The 20,465-nt window shown below is 70.6% G+C and carries 14 protein-coding genes; 11 read left to right on the top strand and 3 right to left on the bottom strand.

The window, feature by feature from the left end; genetic code table 11:
- The first annotated feature begins 538 nt into the window (after nucleotides 1–538).
- The 6 genes from G6O69_RS04535 to G6O69_RS04510 all read left to right on the top strand — a co-directional run bounded on the left by G6O69_RS04535 (nucleotide 539) and on the right by G6O69_RS04510 (nucleotide 9,123).
- Nucleotides 539–1,147: a thioredoxin family protein gene (locus G6O69_RS04535; RefSeq protein WP_172302305.1), complete on the top strand. Its 609-nt coding sequence runs from the start codon at nucleotides 539–541 to the stop codon at nucleotides 1,145–1,147.
- Nucleotides 1,131–3,119 carry a SpoIVB peptidase S55 domain-containing protein gene (locus tag G6O69_RS04530; RefSeq protein WP_172302304.1) on the top strand — a complete coding sequence of 663 codons (1,989 nt, stop codon included), beginning with the start codon at nucleotides 1,131–1,133 and terminating at the stop codon, nucleotides 3,117–3,119. The genes G6O69_RS04535 and G6O69_RS04530 overlap by 17 nt, the downstream gene beginning before the upstream one ends.
- A complete protein-coding gene (locus tag G6O69_RS04525; protein ID WP_172302303.1) occupies nucleotides 3,116–5,254 on the top strand; it encodes a hypothetical protein in 2,139 nt (712 codons plus the stop codon). The genes G6O69_RS04530 and G6O69_RS04525 overlap by 4 nt, the downstream gene beginning before the upstream one ends.
- Nucleotides 5,255–5,263: 9 nt before the next feature.
- The gene (locus G6O69_RS04520) at nucleotides 5,264–5,845 is read left to right on the top strand and encodes an NUDIX hydrolase (protein ID WP_217909767.1); all 582 of its coding nucleotides are present in this window, start codon (nucleotides 5,264–5,266) and stop codon (nucleotides 5,843–5,845) included.
- 96 nt (nucleotides 5,846–5,941) lie between these two features.
- Nucleotides 5,942–7,306, top strand: coding sequence for a hypothetical protein (locus tag G6O69_RS04515; RefSeq protein ID WP_172302302.1), 1,365 nt, complete (start codon nucleotides 5,942–5,944; stop codon nucleotides 7,304–7,306).
- On the top strand, nucleotides 7,249–9,123 hold the full coding sequence (locus G6O69_RS04510) for a hypothetical protein (RefSeq protein ID WP_176396622.1): 1,875 nt from the start codon (nucleotides 7,249–7,251) through the stop codon (nucleotides 9,121–9,123). The genes G6O69_RS04515 and G6O69_RS04510 overlap by 58 nt, the downstream gene beginning before the upstream one ends.
- Here G6O69_RS04510 and G6O69_RS04505 read toward each other — a convergent pair.
- Nucleotides 9,114–10,568, bottom strand: a complete 1,455-nt coding sequence (locus G6O69_RS04505) for a hypothetical protein (RefSeq protein ID WP_172302300.1) — start codon at nucleotides 10,566–10,568, stop codon at nucleotides 9,114–9,116. The two genes, G6O69_RS04510 and G6O69_RS04505, sit on opposite strands and share 10 nt — an antisense overlap.
- Before the next feature lie 111 nt (nucleotides 10,569–10,679).
- Between G6O69_RS04505 and G6O69_RS04500 the strand changes: the two genes are divergently transcribed.
- Entirely contained in the window at nucleotides 10,680–12,779 is a 2,100-nt protein-coding gene (locus tag G6O69_RS04500) for a RecQ family ATP-dependent DNA helicase (protein ID WP_172302299.1), read from the top strand.
- A gap of 8 nt (nucleotides 12,780–12,787) precedes the next feature.
- On the top strand, nucleotides 12,788–13,624 hold the full coding sequence (locus G6O69_RS04495) for an enoyl-CoA hydratase/isomerase family protein (RefSeq protein WP_172302298.1): 837 nt from the start codon (nucleotides 12,788–12,790) through the stop codon (nucleotides 13,622–13,624).
- A gap of 355 nt (nucleotides 13,625–13,979) precedes the next feature.
- Here the strand turns inward: G6O69_RS04495 and G6O69_RS39755 are convergent, their stop codons facing one another.
- Nucleotides 13,980–14,534, bottom strand: coding sequence for a hypothetical protein (locus G6O69_RS39755; RefSeq protein WP_255215692.1), 555 nt, complete (start codon nucleotides 14,532–14,534; stop codon nucleotides 13,980–13,982).
- Nucleotides 14,507–14,743, bottom strand: coding sequence for a hypothetical protein (locus tag G6O69_RS39750; RefSeq protein ID WP_255215691.1), 237 nt, complete (start codon nucleotides 14,741–14,743; stop codon nucleotides 14,507–14,509). Before G6O69_RS39750 ends, G6O69_RS39755 begins: the two co-directional genes overlap by 28 nt.
- Before the next feature lie 11 nt (nucleotides 14,744–14,754).
- On the opposite strand from G6O69_RS39750, the gene G6O69_RS04485 reads away from it, so the two are divergent.
- The 3 genes from G6O69_RS04485 to G6O69_RS04475 all read left to right on the top strand — a co-directional run bounded on the left by G6O69_RS04485 (nucleotide 14,755) and on the right by G6O69_RS04475 (nucleotide 20,443).
- Nucleotides 14,755–17,484, top strand: coding sequence for a hypothetical protein (locus G6O69_RS04485; protein ID WP_172302297.1), 2,730 nt, complete (start codon nucleotides 14,755–14,757; stop codon nucleotides 17,482–17,484).
- 209 nt (nucleotides 17,485–17,693) lie between these two features.
- Nucleotides 17,694–19,826: a serine/threonine-protein kinase gene (locus G6O69_RS04480; protein ID WP_172302296.1), complete on the top strand. Its 2,133-nt coding sequence runs from the start codon at nucleotides 17,694–17,696 to the stop codon at nucleotides 19,824–19,826.
- Complete coding sequence (locus tag G6O69_RS04475) at nucleotides 19,823–20,443, top strand: nucleoside triphosphate pyrophosphatase (RefSeq protein ID WP_172302295.1); 621 nt, start codon at nucleotides 19,823–19,825, stop codon at nucleotides 20,441–20,443. The genes G6O69_RS04480 and G6O69_RS04475 overlap by 4 nt, the downstream gene beginning before the upstream one ends.
- Nucleotides 20,444–20,465: the final 22 nt, after the last annotated feature.

Genomic DNA, 20,465 nt, shown 5'->3' with positions numbered 1-20,465 from the left:
GGCTCCGTCGCAGGCAGGAGTAGAGGGGGTCTTTGGAGGGGCTCATCTGCGTCGCGGGCGGGAGTAGAGGGGGGTGTCTTTGGAGGAGCTCATCTGCGTCACGGGCGGGAGTAGAGGGGGGTGTCTTTGGAGGAGCTCATCTGCGTCACGGGCGGGAGTAGAGGGGGGTGTCTTTGGAGGGGGGTCATCTCCATCGCGGGCAGGGGTAGAGGGGTGTCTTTGGAGGAGGGGTCATCTCCATCGCGGGCAGGGGTAGAGGGGGTCTTTGGAGGAGGGGCTCATCTCCGTCGTGGGCATGGGTGCGGCAGGTCGAGGCGTCTTTGGTGGGAGGGTTCGCTCGAGGTGGGGGTGGTCTTCGTCGCGGGTCGTTGCTGCTGTGTTGGGCGTGGGGGTGAGTCCTCGGGGGTGAGTCCTCGAGGGGGAGTGGTTGGGGGCGGTTTTGGGACTCGGGGAGGGCGCGAAGTCCGCTGGGGAGGGCTGGGCTGGGGGCTGCGGTGTCTGCGGGGGTTCTTTGGGGAGGGGGCACGTAGCGGTGATCGTGTTATCTTCCCGTACCTTGCGAGCCCTGCCCGCCGTCTTGGTCTTTGCTGCGCTGGGCGCAGTCACGAGCGCATGCACGCAGTCGCCTCAGCGGGCGGGTGAGGGGGAGCGCGCTGGTGCCTCGCCGTCTCAGGAGGTTGCGGGGGCCGAAGTCGAAGTCGAAGCCGAGGCCGAGGCCGAGGCGCCTGCGCGGACGGCCACGATCCCCGCGCAGGGGTGGAACGACGAGATCGCCTGGCGGGGGCTCGACGAGGGGCTGGCCGAGGCCGAGCGGACGGGGCGGCCGGTCATGCTGGTGGTGCACACGTCGTGGTGCAGCAAGTGCCGGGCGCTCAAGGGCGAGTTCAACGGAAACGCGTCGATCGAGGAGCTCTCGCGGGAGTTCGTCATGGTCCACGCGGATCAAGACGAGGTGCCCGAGATGGCGCTCTATGCCCCCGATGGCACCTACATCCCGCGGGTGATGTTCCTGGATGCGCAGGGCAAGCTCGACCGAGAGCTCGCCAACCCCAACCGGATCACCCGCTATCGCTACTTCTACACCCCGCAAGAAGACCTCGTGGGCACGATGCGCGAGGCTCTCGACCGACATGGGAACAAAAGCTAGCCGGTTCATCAGCCGGTCGTTCACGGCGCTGACCGTCGCGGGCGCCCTCGCCGGGCTCTACGCCGGGTTTTGGGCCATGGGCGACGCGATCGCGGGTGAGACCAAGACCGAGGCCCAGGACAGGAAGAAGAAGACCGCGCGCGACCCCGAGCTTCGCCGCCGGCCGGGCAAGCGCACCGGGGATCCCGAGATCATCCCGGTCGCGGACATCAAGCCGGGCATGAAGGGCTACGCGCTCACGGTCTTCTCGGGGGAGACGCCGGACAAGTTCGAGATCGAGGTCGTCGACGTGGTCCACGACTACGTCACCGGTCAGGACGCGGTGCTCTTCACCTCGCCGGATCCGCGCATGCAGCACTCGGGGATCGTCGGCGGCATGTCGGGCAGCCCGATCTACATCGAGGGCAAGCTCGCGGGGGCGCTGGCCTATGGCTACCGCTTCAACAAGGACCCCCTCGGGGGCATGACGCCGATCGAGAACATGCTCGAGATCGCCGACCTGCCCTACCGCCCGGAGGTCCAGCCGCACGCGCCCAGCTCGACGGGGGCGCGGGGTCGCCAGGGCACGGCGGCGTGGGCGGATCAGATGCTGGCCCTGGACACGGAGCCGCTGCCGCCGCGCCAGCGCGTCGACGACATCCCGGGGCCGAGCGGGGCGCCCTCGGGCGGGCTCGAGGCCATCGGCGCGCCGATGTCCGTGGCCGGGCTCGGCCCGCGGGCGGCGCAGTTTTTGGCCGACGCGACCGGGCTGATCCCCGTGCACGGCGGGGGCTCGCACCAGGCCAAGGCGTCCTCGGGCCAGGCGGCCGAGGGCGGCAAGAAGCACCAGTTCAAGGGCGGCGACTCGGTCTCCGTGGTGTTCATCGCCGGGGACAACGGGGCCGCGCCCAACGGCACGGTGACCTGGGTGGGCGGCAAGCAGAGCCAGCAGCTGCTCGCCTTTGGCCACCCAATGTACGGCGAGGGGCCCACGGCGATGCCGATCGCCAACGCCCACGTGCACACGATCCTCAACAGCGTCGAGCGCTCGGTCAAGCTGTCGAGCGCCCTCGATGTCCAGGGGACCATGGTCCAGGATCGCCAGCCGGCGATCTACCTGCGCACCGACGTGCAGGTCCCGATGATCCCCGTGATCACCTCGGTGGTCGGGCCCGACGATGCGCTCGCGCCGCGCCGCTATCACAGCAGCGTGGCCACCAACCAGACGCTCACGCCGCCCCTGGTCGCGACTTTGCTGCTCGACGCGGTCGAGGAGGCGGGCAACGACGCGGTCGAGGTCGTGCTCGAGACCGAGCACCGCATCGAGCTCAAGACCAGCGAGGGGCCGCGGACCCTCGAGATCCAAGAAGAGACCTACTACCCGGGCGGGGTGATCCGCGGGCTCATGGCCCGCAGCCGCGCGCTGATGGTGCTCATGGCGGCGCTCGACAACCAGTTCGAGATCGCGCGGATCATCTCGGTCGAGCAGACCGCGCGGATGCACTACGGCGCCCCGCTCGAGACCATCGATCGCATCCGCCTCGCCGACGACGAGGTCCGGGCCGGCGAGCTCGTCGAGCTCCAGGTCGACTTCCGCCCGCCCCGGGGCCCCGCGCGCACCGAGACCATCAGCCTGCGCATCCCCGAGGACGCCGGCGGCGAGCGGGTCGTCATCGAGCTCATGGGCGGCGAGTGGGTCATGCCCTACGCGCCGCTGCCCAACTCGGTCGACGAGCTGCTCGACAACCTCACGCTCAGCTACCCGGCGCGCAGCATCGTCGGGACGATCTACCGCCCGGGCGAGGGCCTGGCCACGGAGCAAGGCATGCTCGACGAGCTGCCCGAGAGCGTGCTCCAGACCCTCAGCCCCGGAGGCAGCAACCGCAAGGCCGTCCACTTCAAGCAGGTCGCCCGCCGGGTGATCCGCACCGAGGGCATCATCCAGGGCGAGGCCAGCCTGGAGATCGACGTGCTGCCCAAGAAGAGCCTATGAACCCCACGCGCTCCTCGCTCCTCCCCCTCGTCGCCCCCCTCGCCCTGATCGCCGCCGCGGCCCTCGGCCCGGCGTCGTCTGCCCGCGCCGGCGGGACCGAGGTCCACGACGTGTCCAGCTTCTCCGACTTCGACGCCGGCGAGGTCGAGGGCGCGGCCATCGAGGCCAGCGGCAAGCTGACCTTGGGCTACGCCAGCGCCAAGGCCGAGATCAGCCACAGCACCACCTTCAGCTGCCTCGTCGACGGCAAGCAGGCCTGGGTCGGGACCGCCGACAAAGCCACCATCCAACGCGTCGACCTGCGCGGGGACACGCCGGTAGTCGAGGAGCTCGCGGCCCTCGAGGGCGTGGTCGTCAGCGCCATGGCGCGGCTGCCCGGCGGCGACCTGGTGGCGGCGACCTTGCCCGGCGGCAAGCTCGTGCGCGTCGACAAGAAGGGCGAGGTCAGCGACTTCGCCGAGCTCAAGGACGTCGAGCAGATCTGGGCGCTGGTCCCCCACGAGGGCCGGCTGCTCGTGGCGACCGGCCCGCGTGGCGAGCTGTGGGCCGTGGGCCTCGACGGTAAGGATCCCAAGGTCGTCCTCGACGTGCCCGAGAAGAACCTGCTCTCGGTGCTCGCCGTCGGCGACGAGGTGTTGGTCGGGACCTCGCCCAAGGCGCGGCTCTACCAGCTCGTCGAGGGGAATCCCGAGGGCGTGCTGATCCACGACTTCGAGGGCGACGAGCTGCGCGCCATGGCGCTCTCGGGCGCGAGCTTGGTCGCCGCGGTCAACGAGTTCGAAGACCGCAGCGTGTCGAGCCGGGTGGCCCTGACCAAGCAGCTCAACCGCGCCAGCCTGACCGGCGACAAGCCCGTCGACAACAACACCTCGCGCGCTCGGGCCGACGCCGACACTGCGCTGTGGGCCGTGGATCTCGGCGAGCGCCGCGACCTCCAGCGGGCCCAGGACGCCGCCTGGGATCGCTGGCTGACCAAGAAGGGCCAGTACTTCATCGACCTCGTCGCGCTCGACGATCGCGGCACGGTGCTCGCGGCCAGCTCCGAGGGCGGCAAGATCTACCGCGCCCGCGGCCGCCGCGACGTCGCCGTGATCGCCGACTTCGAAGAGCGCCAGGCGACCAGCTTGTGCGCCCTGAAGGAGGGCGAGGTGCTCGCCACCGCCGGCGACGGCTCGGCCGTCTACACCCTCGGCCAGGCCCCGGCCAAGTCCGCGCGCTGGGTCAGCGACGTCCTCGACGCCAAGCAGCCCGCGCGCTACGGGACCTTCGCCCTGCGCGGCAAGGGCACGCTCCAGCTGCGCGTGCGCACCGGCCCCGGCGACGAGGTCGACGAGCGCTGGAGCGACTGGCGCAAGGTCGAGCTCGGCCGCGAGAACGACGAGCTGCGCGGGAGCGCCGACCTCCCGCGCCGCCGCTACATGCAAGTCGAGGTCGGGCTCGCCTCCGCCGACGCCGAGCTGCGCGAGCTGACCGCCTTCTACGGCCCCGAGAACCTCGCGCCGATGCTCGAGGAGGTCGGCGTCAAGGCCCCCAAGGTCTCCGCCAGCAGCGACACCGAGTCCAAGGCCGAGCTCACCTTGGAGTGGGACAGCGACGCCCGCGACGGCGACGACCTCAGCTACGAGGTCTGGATCCGCTCGACCGGTGCCGGGACGGGGAAGGGCAAGAGCGGCGGCAAGGAGGGCGCGTGGATCTCCTTGACCCCCGACGGCCCGATCTCCAAGACCGAGCTCGAGCTCGACCTCGACACCCTCGCCGACGGCCTCTACGAGGCCAAGGTCCGCGTCAGCGACGAGCCCGCCAACGGCTCCGCGGCCGCGACCTTCGACGAGCTCGTCTCGGATCCCTTCGTCATCGATCGCACCCGGCCGAGCCTCGTCGACATCGAGGTCGTCGGCGGGCGGATCACCGGCGTGGCCAGCGACGTGGGCAGCTACATCCACGACGTCGCCTACGCCGTCGACGGCAAGGACTTCCGCCCGGCCTCGGCCAGCGACGGCCTCTTCGACGGCGGCCGCGAGGGCTTCGAGGTCGTCTTGCCCACGCTCGACGCCGGGGCGCACCGGGTGGTGATCCGGGCCCGGGACGCGCGCGGGAACATCGATACGGCGGCCCTCGAGGTCAGCGGAGGCTGACGGGTCGACGTGGACGCGAGCGAGGACCCCGAGCTCGCCTGGACCATCGTCGCCCGCGGCGAGGTCCAGGACTTCCGGGTCTTCCGCGCCCGCACCCACCGTGCTCGCCACGCGTCCAGCGGGGCCGAGGGCGAGTTCTCGATCATCGAGGCCCCCGACTGGGTCAACGTCCTCGCGCTCACGCCCGCCGACGAGCTCGTGCTCGTGCGACAGTTCCGCCACGGGGTTCAGACCACGAGCTTGGAGATCCCCGGCGGCGTGGTGGATCCGGGCGAGGACTTCGTGGCCGCCGGCGCCCGCGAGCTCGCCGAGGAGACCGGCTTCGTCGCAAAGCAGCTGCGCCTGCTCGGGGTGGTCGAGGCCAACCCGGCGCTGCAGACCAACCGCTGCGCCACGCTGCTCGCCCTCGATTGTGTCTGCGAGCAGGCGCCCGCGCCGGACGAGCACGAGCGCCTCGCGGTGACGCTGCGGCCGCTGGCCGAGGTCGCGGCGCTGCTGCGGGCGGGGGAGATTCGCCACGCGCTGGTGGTCGCGGCCTTTGCCCAGCTGATGCTCGCGGCGGGCGGCGAGCTGCGCCGGCCGCTGCCTTGAGCGCAGGAGAGTCGAGCCAGCTGGTCTGGACGGAGCTGGTCTGGACGGAGCTGGCTCGGGCTTGCTGGGGATCTGGGCGACCCGTAGACTCGTCCAGTGAGCACCACGCAGACGCCACAGCAGCAGGTCTGGGCGGAGCTCTACGAGCGCTTCGACCCCGAGCGCCCTGCTCGTGAGAAGGACTGGCGGGTCGCGCGGGACTATAGCCCCGCGCGCGAGATCTCCCGGGAGCTCGCGCGGCCCATGGGCGGACACAAGCGCTTCATGCTCCTCGGCGGCTTGGGCAGCGGCAAGTCGACGGAGCTGTTTGGGATCGCCGAGGAGCGAAGCGCCGCGGGCCCTGTCGTCTTCGTCGATCTCGTCCATCACTTCGAAGAGCGGGTCAACGACCCCGCCGCGCTCCAGCGCGTGCAGCCCTGGGAGGTGCTCTTGGTCATCGGGCTGGCCGTGCTCGAGGCTGGCCGCACGTGCTTTGGGCACGAGTGGTCCAGGGCCTTGATCCAGCGCTTCGACGCCATCGGTCGCCAGTTCGAGGGCGCAGACGACGACGGCCCGAGCTTCGACGCGGCCAAGCTGGCCGCGGCGGTCGCGGTGCTCGCTGGCGGAGCCCTGGCGGCAGCCGGTGGTCCCGTGGGGATCGGCGTCGGTGCCGGGCTCGTCGCCATGGGCCAGGCTGGGGGCGCGGTCCAGTGGCGCTTCAAGCTGGCGACGCCGGGCAGGGCGAAGCGCAGCGACCAGGACCGCGACGTCCAGAGCCTGCTCGGTGTCGTCAACAGCCTGATCGGCGAGCTGCAGGCCTACGGCTGCAAGCTCACCCTCTTCGTGGACGGCCTCGATCGCATCGACGACCGCGAGCGCATCCGGGCGCTCTTCGTCGAGTCGGCGCTGCTGGGCGGGCTGAGCTGCGACGTGGTGCTGACCGGTCCGATCGCGCTGCACTGGGGCTCGCTGCGCAAGCACGTCCGCAAGTTCACGACCAAGATGCTGACGAACGCGCCGGTCGTGGACCGCGAGGATCCATGGCGCTGGGAGCCCGGGGGGCGCGGCATCGATATTTGTGTGGAGGTCTATCGCAGGCGCAGCGAGGATCTCTCGCCGACGCTGATCCCCGAGGCGCTGCTGCGCAAGCTCGCCTACTACTCGGGCGGACGCATGCGCGAGTTCGTCAAGCTGATCCGCGAGCTCACCGGGCCGGCCTGGGATCGGAGCTTGGAGCAGGCCGACGAGGCCGTCGTCGAGCACGCGATCGAGACCATGCGCGAGGTCAGCGAGGGCGGGCTGACCTCTGGACACCTGAAGATCCTGCGCCAGTTGCTCGACGATCCCAGCCAGCTCCCCAACGACGAGCTGGTCGCGGAGATGCTGGATCTGTGCATGATCCTCCCTTACCCCAACGAGAGTGAATGGTACCTGCCGCACCCCCTGCTGCTGAAGGTCAAGCTGCCGAAGATCGGTGGCTGAGCGAGCTGCGGCGCTGGCTTCACCTCGGGCGCCGAGGGGTGATCATTTTGGTCCGCGACGCCCGGCGGGCGCGGCTTCGGGCGTTGGTCGAGACGCTCGAGGCCGTCGACCCGAGCCTCGAGCTGGTCACGGATCCAGGGGTGCTGACCGAGCTCGAGCCCGGCGCCCTGGTGCTGCTCGTGCTTCGTCGCGCGACCCTCGACTGGCTCAACCTCAACCGGCCGCTCTTCGCCGCGCGCTCGCTGCGGGTTGTGCTCTGGGCCGAGGGGGAGCTCGGGACCGAGCTCAAATTCCTCGCGCCGGATCTCCACGACTGGGTCTCGCACTTCGTCACCTGTCCGCCGGGGGTGCCGGACTTCGCCGTGGAGGGTCTCGCGCAAGGCCTGGGCTGGTGGCCTGGGGTCGCGTGGACCGGGGAGGGGCTCGAGCTGGCGCTCGGGCGCTTGGAGGCGGAGCGCGAGTGGGTGGGCCCGCTCTCGCCGAGCGAGGACTACGCGCGCCTCGTCGAGGTGCTGACGGGCGCGGGCGAGCGAGGCGTCGTGTGGCGTTCGGTCGACACGATGACGGCGCTGTGGCGGCTTCGCTGGGCGATCGCCGAGGCCCGCCACCGTGGTCCGCACGTCCTCGACAACCCGGAGATCCGCGCGCCCGGCTGGTATCGGGTCGACGCGGGGCAGCTGAGCATCGACGAGGTGCTGGCGCTGCCGGGGGTGGACCTGCGCGCGGCGGTGGCCGTGGAGCTCGAGCCTGGGGTGTTGGCGGAGGGGGATGGCGAGGTCGAGGAGGACGCGCGCATCGAGGAGGTCGGGCTGCTGCGCGCGGTCGGGCCGGTGATGCGAGGGCTGCATGACTCGGAAGAGGTGGCGCGCTGGCGGAGGAAGCGGATCGCCGAGATCCGTGAGCGCGCGGGCAGCCGGTCCCGCGATGAGCAGGCGCTCTTCGCTTCTCTCGAGCGTGATCGTGCCCAGTGGCCAAGGCTTTGGGGATCTTCGTGGGCGTTGTTCGACTGCGAGTATTTGCTGAGGCGCGGCGAGGGAAACCTCGACATCGACGATATGGTGTCCATCGCAGAGGGTCTTGGACTGCGAGATGTTGCCGCGCGCTGGTGTGAGACGCGGGGGGGCGAGCGGCCGATGGCGATCCCCCACCCCGTCAAAGACATCTCCGAGATCGACAAGGAAATGCCCGTCACAATCAGCGGGCGCGTTGACGGGGCGGGCATCGAATCGAGCGAGCGCTCCATCATGGTGACAGGTGAGGTCGTTGGTTGGGAGATGTCTCGTTCGTGGCGACTCGCGCTGATTCATGCCCTAGGAGTGGGAGTCAACGCGCCAGAGCAGCTCTTGCCCTTCGCCGTCGAGGTGCTCGATTCAGCCCGCGCTCAGCTCGGCGAGGCCGACCCCCACTACCTGTTCATCGGCCGGATCCTCGGCCTCGTCGCCGGAGCCTTCGGCGAGCTGGACTGGGCATACGCCGTGCTCCTCGATGTCGCCGAGGTCGCGCTGCGGGAAGACTATCCGCTACTTCGCGGCGCGGACCTCGAGTGCTCGGTGGTCGTCGCGATGCGCGGCAGCTTCGAGCAGGCCCTCGACATGGTGGCTCGCTCTCCCGTCGAAAACGAGGACGCACGGCGAGCCTTCGAGGACTTTCACCGGCTCACCCGGGCGGCCCTCGGCGAGCCGACAGCAGCGACCCCCGAGGGCCCACTGGCCGCGGGCGAGCCACTCTTCGACGCGCTCCAACGCGAGGGGCGGATGCTCCTGCGCATGCGCGCCGAGGGGATCGGAAATCTCGCCGCCAGGATCGCTCAAGGCTGAGCGGGGCTGGGCGCGCTCGCCTTCGCCCGCCCCATCAGCGCCTCCACCCCATAGCGCTTCGCCGGCAAGATCAGCGCCCCCATCCAGTCGACCATCGGCACGGTCACCGCGTCCACGTCGATCGCCCGCACCTTCAGCGCCCCCGCGCCCAGCTCGATCGTCGCCTCGTAGTGGGCCTCGCCCAGCGAGCCCTCGTGGTTGAACTCCGCCTCGTCCTCCATGTCCTCGAACAAGATCGTCCGCGCGTAGCGAAAGCGATGGATCACCGGCCGCGTGCACGCGGCCCCTTCGGGGAAGCGCCCGCAGATCAACAGGCTCTCGGTCCGCTCGTCCTCGACCTCGTTGAGGCCCATGTCGCTGTCGGTCCGGGCCTTGCTCAGGCGCAAGACCAGCTGGGCGCCGGCGGCCTCGCCGAGCAGGGCCTCGAGCGTCCCGGGCTGGAGCTCGGCCTCCTCGTAGATCCCAAAGGCACCGGGGTTGTAGAGGTCGAGGACCGAGGTGAACACGGTCCAGCCGGCGTCGGTGTGCACGACGGGGAAGTAGGCCTCCTGCAGCGGGACGCCCTCGGTCTCGAGGCGGATCAGGCCCCAGCTCGGGTCCGCCTCGGGGGCGGCGAGCAGCTCGGGGGCGCAGCGGCAGGGCTCCTCGGGGTTCATGCTGTAGTCCTCGCAGGCCTCGGCCTCGACCCGGGCGCAGGCGGCCGCGAGGTCGGGGAGGTCGCGGGCGTAGGCGGGCAGGCCGGTGGTCACGGCGGCCTCGAATTCGGCGCGCCGCGTGGCGGCGATCTCGACCCGGGCGCGGCTTTGCTCGACGGCGGCGAGGCGCTCGCGGACGCTTTTGTTGTCGCGGCGGGCGAGGGACTGGCGGTAGCGCTCGGCGGCGGCGTCGAGCTGGCCGCGGTCCTCGTCGATGCGCCCGAGGTTGTAGAGCAGCATGCCCAGCTGGCGGTCTTCTCGGGCGAAGCGCAGGGCGGCGATGGTGCTGCGGTGGGCGAGCTCAAGGTCGCGGGCCTTGTAGGCGGCCCAGCCGAGCTCGGCGAGCACGGAGACGTCGGAGGCGTCGACGGCCAGGGCCTCGCGGTAGCGGGCGATGGCCGCGGCGTAGTCGCCGGCGCGGGTCAGCTGGCGGCCCTCGTCGAGCTTGCTGAGGAGGGTCTTGCGCAGGGTCCGGGCCTGCTCGGGGCTGGGCTTGGCCGGCTCGCTGGGGCGGGGGGCCGGATTTTTGGCCGCGGGCTCTGCGGGCGCGCCTGGATCCGCGGCCGCGGGATCCTTGGCCCGGGCGGCCGGGTCCGCGGCCGAATCCGCGGCCGAGTCGGGCTCTGCGGGCGCAGCGGCGAGATCTCCCGGTGCGGGCTCGGATGCGGCGCTGGCGTCGGTTTGGGCCGAACCCGCGGGCTGGCAAGCCGCGAGCAAGAACAGCATGATCTCCGGGGCGCGGATGCGCATGGCGGCAAGCCTACGCCTGGCTGACGCGCAGCGCGACCGCGGCGAGGCCCCGACCTCCCGGTCGGTAATATGTCTGCACGCGCCGGCGCCCGCGGCCGATACCCAAGCATCATGTCCGATCCCCAAGCCAAGCCCCCGGCGCTCGAGCCCCCGCCCTGGCTCGACCTCCCCGAGGACGCCTGGCTCGACGAGCCTCCGCCGGAGGACCTCGACGAGCTGGCTTCAGGTGGCCCGCAGTCGGCTCGCCCCGCGCGTCCGCGCGTGGCCGATGCCCTGGTCGCGCCCCTGGACGCGGGCGGCTTCGACCTCGACGCGGCCCTGGCCTTGTTTGGCCACGAGCAGTTCCGGCCCGGCCAGCGCGAGGCCGTGGAGACCCTGCTGGACGCCGGCCGCCTGCTCCTGGTCGCGCCCACGGGCGGCGGCAAGAGCCTCACCTACCAGCTCCCGGCCACCTTGCTGCCCGGGACCACGCTGGTGATCTCGCCGCTGATCGCCCTGATGCACGACCAGGTCCAGAGCCTCCAGGCCCTGGGCATCCCGGCCACCTTCCTGGCCTCGACCCTCGACAGCGACGAGATGCGCCGGCGCATGCGGGACATCGCGGCGGGGTCCTACAAGCTGATCTACGTGTCCCCGGAGCGCCTGAGCTTCGCGGGCTTTCGCGCGCTGCTCGGTCGCGTGGCCGTCCCCCTGGTCGCCGTCGACGAGGCCCACTGCATCTCCGAGTGGGGCCACGACTTTCGCCCGGAGTACATGCAGATCGGCGAGTTCATCCGCGGCCTGCCGGGCGAGACGCGGGTGCTGGCGTGCACGGCCACGGCCACGCCGGTGGTCCGCGACGAGATCATGGCCAAGCTCGGCCTCGGTCCGCAGACCCGGCAGATCGTCCGCGGCTTCGCCCGCCCCAACCTGCGCCTGCGCGCGGTCGAGGCCGGGCGGACGCGGGACCGCCAGGCCGAGATCGACGGCCTGCTCGCCCAGGCCCTGGGCCGCCCCGGTCGGCCCGAGCTCGGCAGCGGCGCGGCGATCATCTACGCGCCCACGCGCAAGATCACCGAGCAGGAGGCCGAGCGGCTCCAGCGGCTCGGCTGGGCCTGCCAGCCCTACCACGCGGGCCTCGACCCCAGCACGCGGGCCGCGGTGCTCGAGGCCTTCTCGGGCGGGGCCGTGCAGGTGGTGGTCGCGACCAACGCCTTTGGCATGGGCATCGATCGCGGCGACGTGCGGGTGGTGATCCACTGGGCGCCGCCGGGCTCCGTGGAGGCCTACTATCAGGAGGTCGGCCGCGCCGGGCGGGACGGCGAGCCGGCTTGGGGCCTGATGATGTTCTCGGCCCAGGACCTGCCGCTGCGCCGGCGCCTGCTCGAGCTCGACATCGACGGCCGCCGCCCGGACCCGGAGGTTGTCGAGCACAAGTGGCAGATGTTCCTCGAGCTGATCCGCTGGGCCGAGGGCGGGAGCTGCCGCCACGACGCGATCCTGCGCTACTTCGGCGACGAGGACGAGCTGCTCCAGGGCTGCGGTCACTGCGATATCTGCGAGGCCCTCGAGGGCGACCCCGAGGGCGCGGAGCCGGAGTTCGACGAGGAGCAGACCACGCTGATCGTCCGCAAGGCGCTCTCGGGGGTCGCACGGATCCACGGGCGCTACGGGCTCTCGGCCGCGGTCAACCTGCTCGCGGGGGTCGCTGATCCTCGCCTCCAGCGCTCGGGCCTCGACAGCGTCAAGACCTTTGGGATCCTCGCCGAGCACGACGCGCAGTGGGTCAAGAAGCTGCTCCAGCGCTGCGTGGCCGCGGGCTGGGTCGAGTACAGCCCGGGCGACCGACCGCTGGCGCTGCTCAGCGACAACGGCGTGGCCGTGATGAAGGCCCAGCGACCGGTGCGTCTGGTCCTGCCGTCGACGCAGCTCCAGCGACCGCGGCGCAGCGGGAGCGCTTCGGGCTCGCGGGGCACCAGCGAGCGCGTCGAGCTCGAGCTCGACGCCGACGCGCAGCGCCTCTTCGAAGCGCTCCGTGCCCACCGCCTCGAGGTCTCGCGCGAAGAAGAGGTCCCGCCCTACGTGGTGGCCAGCGATCGCACGCTGCGAGAGATCGCGCTGCTGCGCCCGCGCAGCCTCGACCAGCTCCAGCAAGCCCACGGCATCGGCCCGAGCAAGGCCGAGCGTTTTGGTGAAGGTCTGCTCGAAGTGATCCGCGCCCAGGGGCTATAAACCCGCGGATGACCCTCGACGATCTCGCCCCCCTGCATCCCCGGCTCGACGCCGAGCGCCAGCTCCTGGTCCTGGAGCTCGACCACGGCAAGGCCAACGAGATGGGCTCGGAGCAGCTCGCCGCCTTCGAGCGGCTGTGCGCATATATCGAGGACCCGGCCCGCGAGCAGGCGATCACCTGCTTGTGCACCACGAGCCGGCGTCGCAGCGCCCGCGGCAAGGCGCTGTTCATCGCTGGGGCCAACGTCACCGAGCGCGTGGGCTGGGATGACACTCGGGTCAAGGCGCACGTGATCCGCCAGCGGCAGCTGATGCAGCGCCTGCGCCGGCTGCCGATCTTCAACGTGGCCGTGAGCGCGGGCGTCACCTTGGGGTGGGGCGCCGAGTACATGCTGACCACCGACTACTCGCTGGCCGCCGACGAGGCTCGCTTCGCCCTGCCCGAGACCGGGCTGGGGATCATCCCCGGCGCACGCGGGACGGCCGAGCTCGCCAGCTTGGTCGGCCCGGCTCAGGCGCTGCGCCTCGGCTGCGTGGGCGAGCAGATCGACGCCGACGAGGCGCTGCGCATCGGCCTGGTCCAGGAGCGCGTGGCCGATGTCGACGCTGGCCTCGCGCGGGTCGAGGCCATGGCCGAGCAGCTGCGCCGGCGCTCACCCCTGGCCATCGCGGCCTTCAAGCACGCGCTGCTCGAGGGCCTGGGTCGCGCCGAGGCCGAGCGACTCGCGCTCGAGGCCGCCGCCTACGAGCGCTGCGTGGATAGCGGAGAGGCGGCCATCGGCCGGGCCAGCTTCGCCGAGATCCGCGAGGGCAAGACCCCAGCTTGGGGTCGGCACCGTGGCTGAGGCTCCAGTTCGGGCGCTGCGCACCCGGAGCACGCTTTTGCGCCTCGCGTCGGCTCCGCCATCGAGCGATAGTGAGCGACTCACAGTGCCATGCAATCCCTGTAGTTGGCCTAACACTTCACCGCGTGACTGGTGAGACTTGCCCCGCATGATTGGGTTTTTCCTCCCATTTCGAGTTGTCTTTTGAACAGGATATCGTCCTTTGGATCAGCCCATTTCAACCCACTTTTACTGTACGCGTGATCTACTGGCGCAGTAATTTGATTGGTGTAATAAGGGTGATCCGAGCCAACACCAATGACCCCTTTCAAAGGCCACCTCGAAGCGCCAGTGTTGTGCCGGCGATGCGGCGTGGCTACAGTCCGGCCGCGGCGAGCGCAGCTACGCGTTGATGAGCGAGATCCCGAAAAAGATCGCGGGGCGCTACCTCGTTAAGGAGCTCCTCGGGAAGGGAGGCTTCGGCGCCGTCTATCGCGCCGAGGACGAGCTCGAGGATCGCGAGGTGGCGCTCAAGGTCATCCGCTCGGATGCGAGCATGGACCCGCGTGGGACCCGCGCGAAAGGGCTCGACAGCGCGTCCTCGTCCTCGCGCTCGCGCTTTGGTCGGAGCCGGCGAACCAGCCGGATGAGCCGCAACTTTGGGACCGGCTCCTCCACCCAATCCGACGACGTCACCGAAGCCTTCAAAGAAGAGTTTCGGCTGCTCACGCAGCTGCACCACCCGAACTTGGCCTCGGTCTACGAGTTCGGGCGCTGCGACGAGTTCGAGGGGGTGTTCTTCACCCAGGAGCTGGTCGAGGGCGTCTATCTCACGGACTTCCTCGAGGGCAAGCCGCGCGAGGTCGTCGTCGACGTGTTCGTGCAGCTCGCCCGGGCGCTCGACTACATCCACGCCCTCGGCCTGGTCCACGAGGACATCAAGCCGACGAACGTGCTGGTCAGCACCTCGAACGACGGCCAGGCCGAGGCCAAGCTGATCGACTTTGGCCTGGCGCGGATGCTGCGAGGCGGCGAGCCGGGGGCCGAGGACGAAGAGGAAGAAGAGACGGTCCTGGGCACGCCGGGCTTCTCGGCGCCAGAGAAGGTCCGCGGGCACAAGACCGACAGCCGCTCGGACATCTACTGCGACCATGTACACGGCGATCCGCGGCTCGAAGCCCTTCCCCTCCAGGGACTTCGAAGAGGCCCTGCGCGCGCAAAAAGACTGGCGCCCCGAGCTCGCCGGCAGCCTGCTCAAGCAGGCCGGGCCGGTGGTCGCCGAGCTGATCGGGCGCATGCTCAACCCGGACCCCGAGCGTCGGCCGCAGAGCGCCCGCAGCATCGTGCTCGAGCTGCTGCGCCGCGAGCCCTCGCATATCCGCGACCGCCAGGACAGCAAGGAAGACCGGTCCGGCTTCGCGCGGGTGCTGGTCGAGCACCTGCCCTTCGCGGACCGCAAGAGCTACCTCGACCTGCTGCTGACCCGGGCCACGGACGTGCTGCTGCCGGTCGACGCGGCCGAGATCAGCCACCCGGGGACCCGCGCTCGGCTGATCCGCACCGTGGTCATCGAGGCCCCCGAGGGCATGGGCAAGAGCCGGCTGCTCATGGAGCTGCGCCGGGAGATCCAGCTGGGCGGCGGGCTCTTCGTCGAGAGCAGCTGCTGGACCAACGAGTACACGGCGCTGGGCGCCTTTGGCCCGGTGGTCCACCAGCTCGCCACGGCCCTCGGCGAGCGCTCGGAGGTGGTCGCCGAGTACGCCGACCTGGTCCGCCTGGCGCGGGATCGCGGCTCCGACGAGCGCGCGGCCGGGCAGCTGATGGAATTTCTGATCGCGGCCTGCCGCGAGCGGCCCTTTTGTCTGCACCTCGCCGAGCTGTCCAAGGGCCAGGTCGAGTTCGTGCGCTTCGAACAGCTCGCGCGGGCCATCGACCTCAACGAGGCCCCGCTGCTGCTGTGCGCGACCACGACCCCGCACACCAAGCTCGGGCCGCTGCTCGCGACCTTGGCCCGGGATCAGCTGGCCGAGACCTGGCACCTGCGGCCGTTCACGCGCCGCGAGATGTTCACGATCCTCCAGGGCGTGCTCGGGGACTCGCCCTCGATCACGGAGCTGATCAAGGCCCTCGACAACCTCACCGGCGGCCACCCGCTGAGCTTCCGCGAGACCCTGCGCGTGCTCATCGAGGAGGGCATCCTGATCCGCGACGCGGACAACTGGGTGTTCCGCTCGTCCTCGCCGGCCGCTCAGAACCTGCACCAGACCCTGGCCCAGCGCTCCGAGGCCCGGCTCGACGCCCAGGGCGTGAGCGCCTGGGAGCTGGTCAGCATCCTCTACCTGATCGAGGCCCCGGTCGACCAAGAGCAGCTCGCCCAGCTCACGGACCTGCGCAAGAGTCGCTTTCGTCGCACGGTCGATCGCCTCGAGGGCGAGGGTCTGATCCTGCGCAACGCCTCGTCGGGCTCGAGCCTGATCTCCTTGGCCCACGAGTCCGTGCGCGAGGCCGTGCGCCGGCGCTACGCCGACTCCCTCGACGAGGCCCGCCTCGACCTCGCCGCGAGCATCGATGACCTCGAGATCATCGACAGCAACTTCGTCTACCTCAAGGTCCGGCTGCTCGACGACGCGGCCCAGGGCCTCGAGGCCGTCGACCAGCTCGAGGAGGCCGCGGCCGGGCTGTTCGCCGTGGGCCAGATGCAGCTCGGCGCGGCGGTGCTCGAGCGGCTGATCCGGCGCCTGCGTCAGCACGGGGGCACGGCCGCGATCCCGCGCCTGCTCGAGGCCAAGCTGCTGCTGCTCAACCAGGGCTCCGGTGCCCTCGACGCCCGCCACGAGGCCGCGCACTACGAGGCGGGGATCCTGCTCGCCGAGCTGATGCGCGACTTCCGGGCCCAGGCGCTGTTTTGGCTCGGCCTCGCCGATCGCCCGGCGGCCGAGGCCGCCGACGACATGGAGCTGACCCTCTACCGCCTCGACCGCGCGACCGAGGCCGCCCAGGCCGCCCGCGACCGCGTGCTCGAGCTGCGCATCGCCAACCGCCGGGCCGAGGTCCTGCTCCAGTCCGGGGAGATCGAGCAGGCCGGGTCGCAGTCGCGCAAGGCCATGGAGATCCTCGACATCGAGGAGGCCAACGACGTCGACGTCTGCCACATCATCGGGGTGCGCCTGCGCTGCCTGTCGCTCTCGGGTCAGCTCGGCGAGGCCCGGCGCCTGCACGAGATGGGCAAGCCGATCGCCGCGCGGGTGGCCGTCAACCAGCGCCAGAGCTACCTCTCGGGCATCGCTTTCTTGGCGGTGCTCGGCGGGGATCCGGAGCGGGCCATCCCCGAGACCGAGGACGCCATCGAGCAGCTGCGCGCGGCCAAGGTCCCGCGCATGCTCCACACGCCGCTGCACAACCTCGGCGACCTCTACCTGCGCAACGGCCAGCTCGAGGACGCCGCCGAGGCCTTCCGCGAGGCGATCAGCATCGCCTCGCTCTTCGGCCTCGACCAGGCCGTGCACCTCAACCGCGGCTTCTTGGGCTACACCCTCGCCCGCCTCGGCAAGGTCGACGAGGGCGCCGAGCTGCTCGCCGCGGCGCGCAAGGGCATGCAGCAGCTCGGCGGGGATCAGGTCACGCTCCAGCAGCTGCGCCTGCTCGACGCCGAGGTCGCGCACATGACCGGCCAGACCCCGCGAGCGCGGCGCGAGCTCGAGGAGATGCTCGCCGACTTCCACTCGACCAACGAGATCTCCTTCGTGCACTGGGCACAAGACGCGCTCGCGCGGATCGAGCGAGACATCGGGACCAACTTCATCGAGGCGAGCTCGATCACCGAGCCCGACTTCAACGGGAACCCCGACGAAGATACGGTGCGCACCCGGCCTATTGGCTGAGGCTGGGCTCTGCGAGGAGCCCGCCGAGCGATCTTGGACGGGGGAGACGCGCCTCACGTGGGGTTTGCGCGGACGTCTCTGCGTGCCGCGTTTGTAGTCGACTGGCAAAAACGGCCGGCCAGGCGCTTTTTTGGGCGCCTTTCCTCCATGAGCACACCTCGCGGGGGGAGACATGCAACTCGTCGCTTCGGATAGTATCTAAGCCCCAGGTGAGCGAACCGGCGAAACAGGTGGAGGAGCTGGAGGCGTTGATCGGCACGACGATCGCCGAGCGCTACCGCATCGACGCGCTGCTCGGCGTCGGCGGGATGGGGGCCGTGTTCCGTGCTCACCACCTGCTGCTCAAGCGCGACGTGGCGGTGAAGGTCCTGCACCGCGAGCTGGTCGCCAACGAAGACATCTCGCGACGCTTCGACCGCGAGGCACAAAGCGCCGCGCGCCTCGACCACCCCAACGTCATCCCGGTCACCGAGTTCGGCTCGACCGACTCGGGCATGAAGTACATGGTCATGCAGCTGCTCGAGGGCCAGGAGCTGAGCTACATGCTCACCGAGGGGCCGCTCGATCCGATGCGGGCGATCGAGCTCGAGGTGCAGATCCTTCGTGGTCTGGAACACGCTCACAACAAAGGCGTCATCCACCGCGACCTCAAGCCCGAGAACGTGTTCGTGACCACGGACCACGAGGACGAGGAGGTCCTCAAGCTGGTCGACTTCGGGATCGCCAAGATCGTCGACGAGGACGACGAGGACGACGCCAAGCCGCTCACGCGCATGGGGCTGATCTTCGGCACCCCGCACTACATGAGCCCAGAGCAGGCCACGGGCTCGATCATCGACCAGCGCACCGACGTCTACTCCGCGGGCGTGCTGCTCTACCAGATGCTCGCCGGCCGCGTGCCCTTCGACCACGAGGATCCGGTCTCGCTGGTCCGCATGCAGGTGACGGTCGAGCCGCCGCCGCTGCCGCCTCAGGTCCCGCCGCAGCTCGTCAACGTCGTCCAGCGGATGATGGCCAAGGAGAAGGACGTCCGCTATCAGGACGCCCGCTCGGCGCGCAAGGACCTCCAGGCGGTGCACTCGATGCTCTGCGCCGAGACCGGCGTGCCCATGCGCTTCGCCAGCGAGGACACGGGCGTCGTCGACCCGCGCGACATCTACGGCTCGGGCGGCGTGCCCGGGTCGACCCTGAGCGCGAGCGGGTCGGCGCCGGTCTTCACCCAGTCGACCCTCGACTCGAGCAACCAGGGGCTGTCGACCTCGCCGACCATGGTGCCGGTGGGCACGTCCAACTTCCCGGCCGTGGGCACGTCCAACTACCCGGCCGTGGGCACCACCGGCTACCCGAGCGTCGGCCAGTCCGGCCACGGCTCGCTCCAGGCCATGCTGGCCAGCATCCCCCGCAAGTGGCTCTACGCCGGCGGCGGCTTCATCGGCCTGCTGATCCTGATCGCGCTCTTGCCCCTGGGCGGCAGCGACGAGGACGAGGCCGACGCCGGGGGGGAGCAGGGCGGGGGCCTGGGTCTGGTCGTCGCCGAGCGCGGCGAGGACGAGGGCGGCGAGGACGAGGTCGAGAAGCCCGGCGCCAGCAAGGAGACGCTGATCTCCATCGACCAGGCGCTGACGAGCAAGAACGAGGACGACGCCCTCGACGTGATCCGCCCGGCGCTCGACCAATTCCCCGAGGACCCGCAGCTTCTGTGGCGCGAGGGCAAGGCGCTGTCGATGAAGCGCGCGCGCAGCAGCCGGCTGACCGCGCTCGAGCGCTACGGCGACGCCCTCGACCACGACCCCAGCCTGATCGAGAACCCCGACTTCTACGCCGAGCTCTACACGCTGCTGCGCAACCGCAGCCTCGAGGAGCAGGCCATCAACCTCGCGGTCCAGAAGCTCGGCCCCGGCGGGCACAAGTTCCTGCTCGAGCTCGTCAACGTCGACGATCCCAAGAAGACCTTGAGCTGGATCGACCGCCACCGCGTGCTCAACGTGCTCGGCGAGGACGAGGACGCCAGCAAGCTCGTCGACTGGAACCTCAACCTGGCCCGCGACCTCTACCAGTCCGACGAGGCCCCCAAGCCCTGCATCGCGTTTAGCGACACGCTCAACTCGGTGCTCGCGGCGCACGACGTCTACTTCGTCGAGCACCTGTTCAACGACAAGCTCGAGCCCCCGGAGTTCAAGACCAACGACGCCGAGGACGGGGAGGCCTGCGCGCTGCTCGAGGACAAGCTCGACAACGTCCGCAAGCTCTACATCGCGTCCTTCCCCGACGAGACCGCCGAGTACGCGAAGTCGAACAAGAAGCGCTCGACCAAGAAGTCGAGCAAGAAAAAGAAGAAGTGAGCGCGGGGCTGATCCTCGCCAGCACTTCGCGCTGGCGCGCCGAGCTGCTCGCCCGCCTCGAGCTGGACTTCGAGAGCCTGGCCCCGGACTTCGACGAGCGCGCCCACGACGGGCGCTTCGCCGAGCTCGGTCCGCGAGACTTTGCCCTGCTGCTCGCGCGCGGAAAGGCCGAGAGCCTGGTCGCCAAGCTGGGCGCGCGCGCGGCCTGGGTGCTCGCCGCCGATCAGATCGCCGTGCTCGACGAGGGCGCCGGCCCGGTCCTGCTACACAAGCCGGGCAGCGCGGCCAAGGCCGTCGCCCAGCTCATGCGCCTGCGCGGCCGCAGCCACAGCCTGGTCACCGCGGTCGTGCTCGCGCGCGTCGCCGGCGGGCGGGTCGTGGGCGAGCCGACCTGGGCGATCGACGAGCAGCGCCTGACCATGCGCAGCTTCGCCGAGGCCGAGGCCGCCGACTACGTGGCCCGGCACCGCCCGGTGGACAGCGTCGGCGCCTATCACATCGAGGACGCGGGGATCCGGCTGTTCGAGCGGATCGAGGGCGAGGACTACACGGGGATCATCGGGCTGCCCCTGCTCGCGGTCTGCCGCCTGCTGCGGGCGCAGGGCCTGCTGCCCTGAGCCCCCTCGAGTCCGTCGTGCA

The organism is Pseudenhygromyxa sp. WMMC2535 (genome assembly GCF_011083025.2).
Note: the sequence above shows the minus strand (reverse complement) of the source record. Positions and strands in the feature narration are given on the sequence as shown.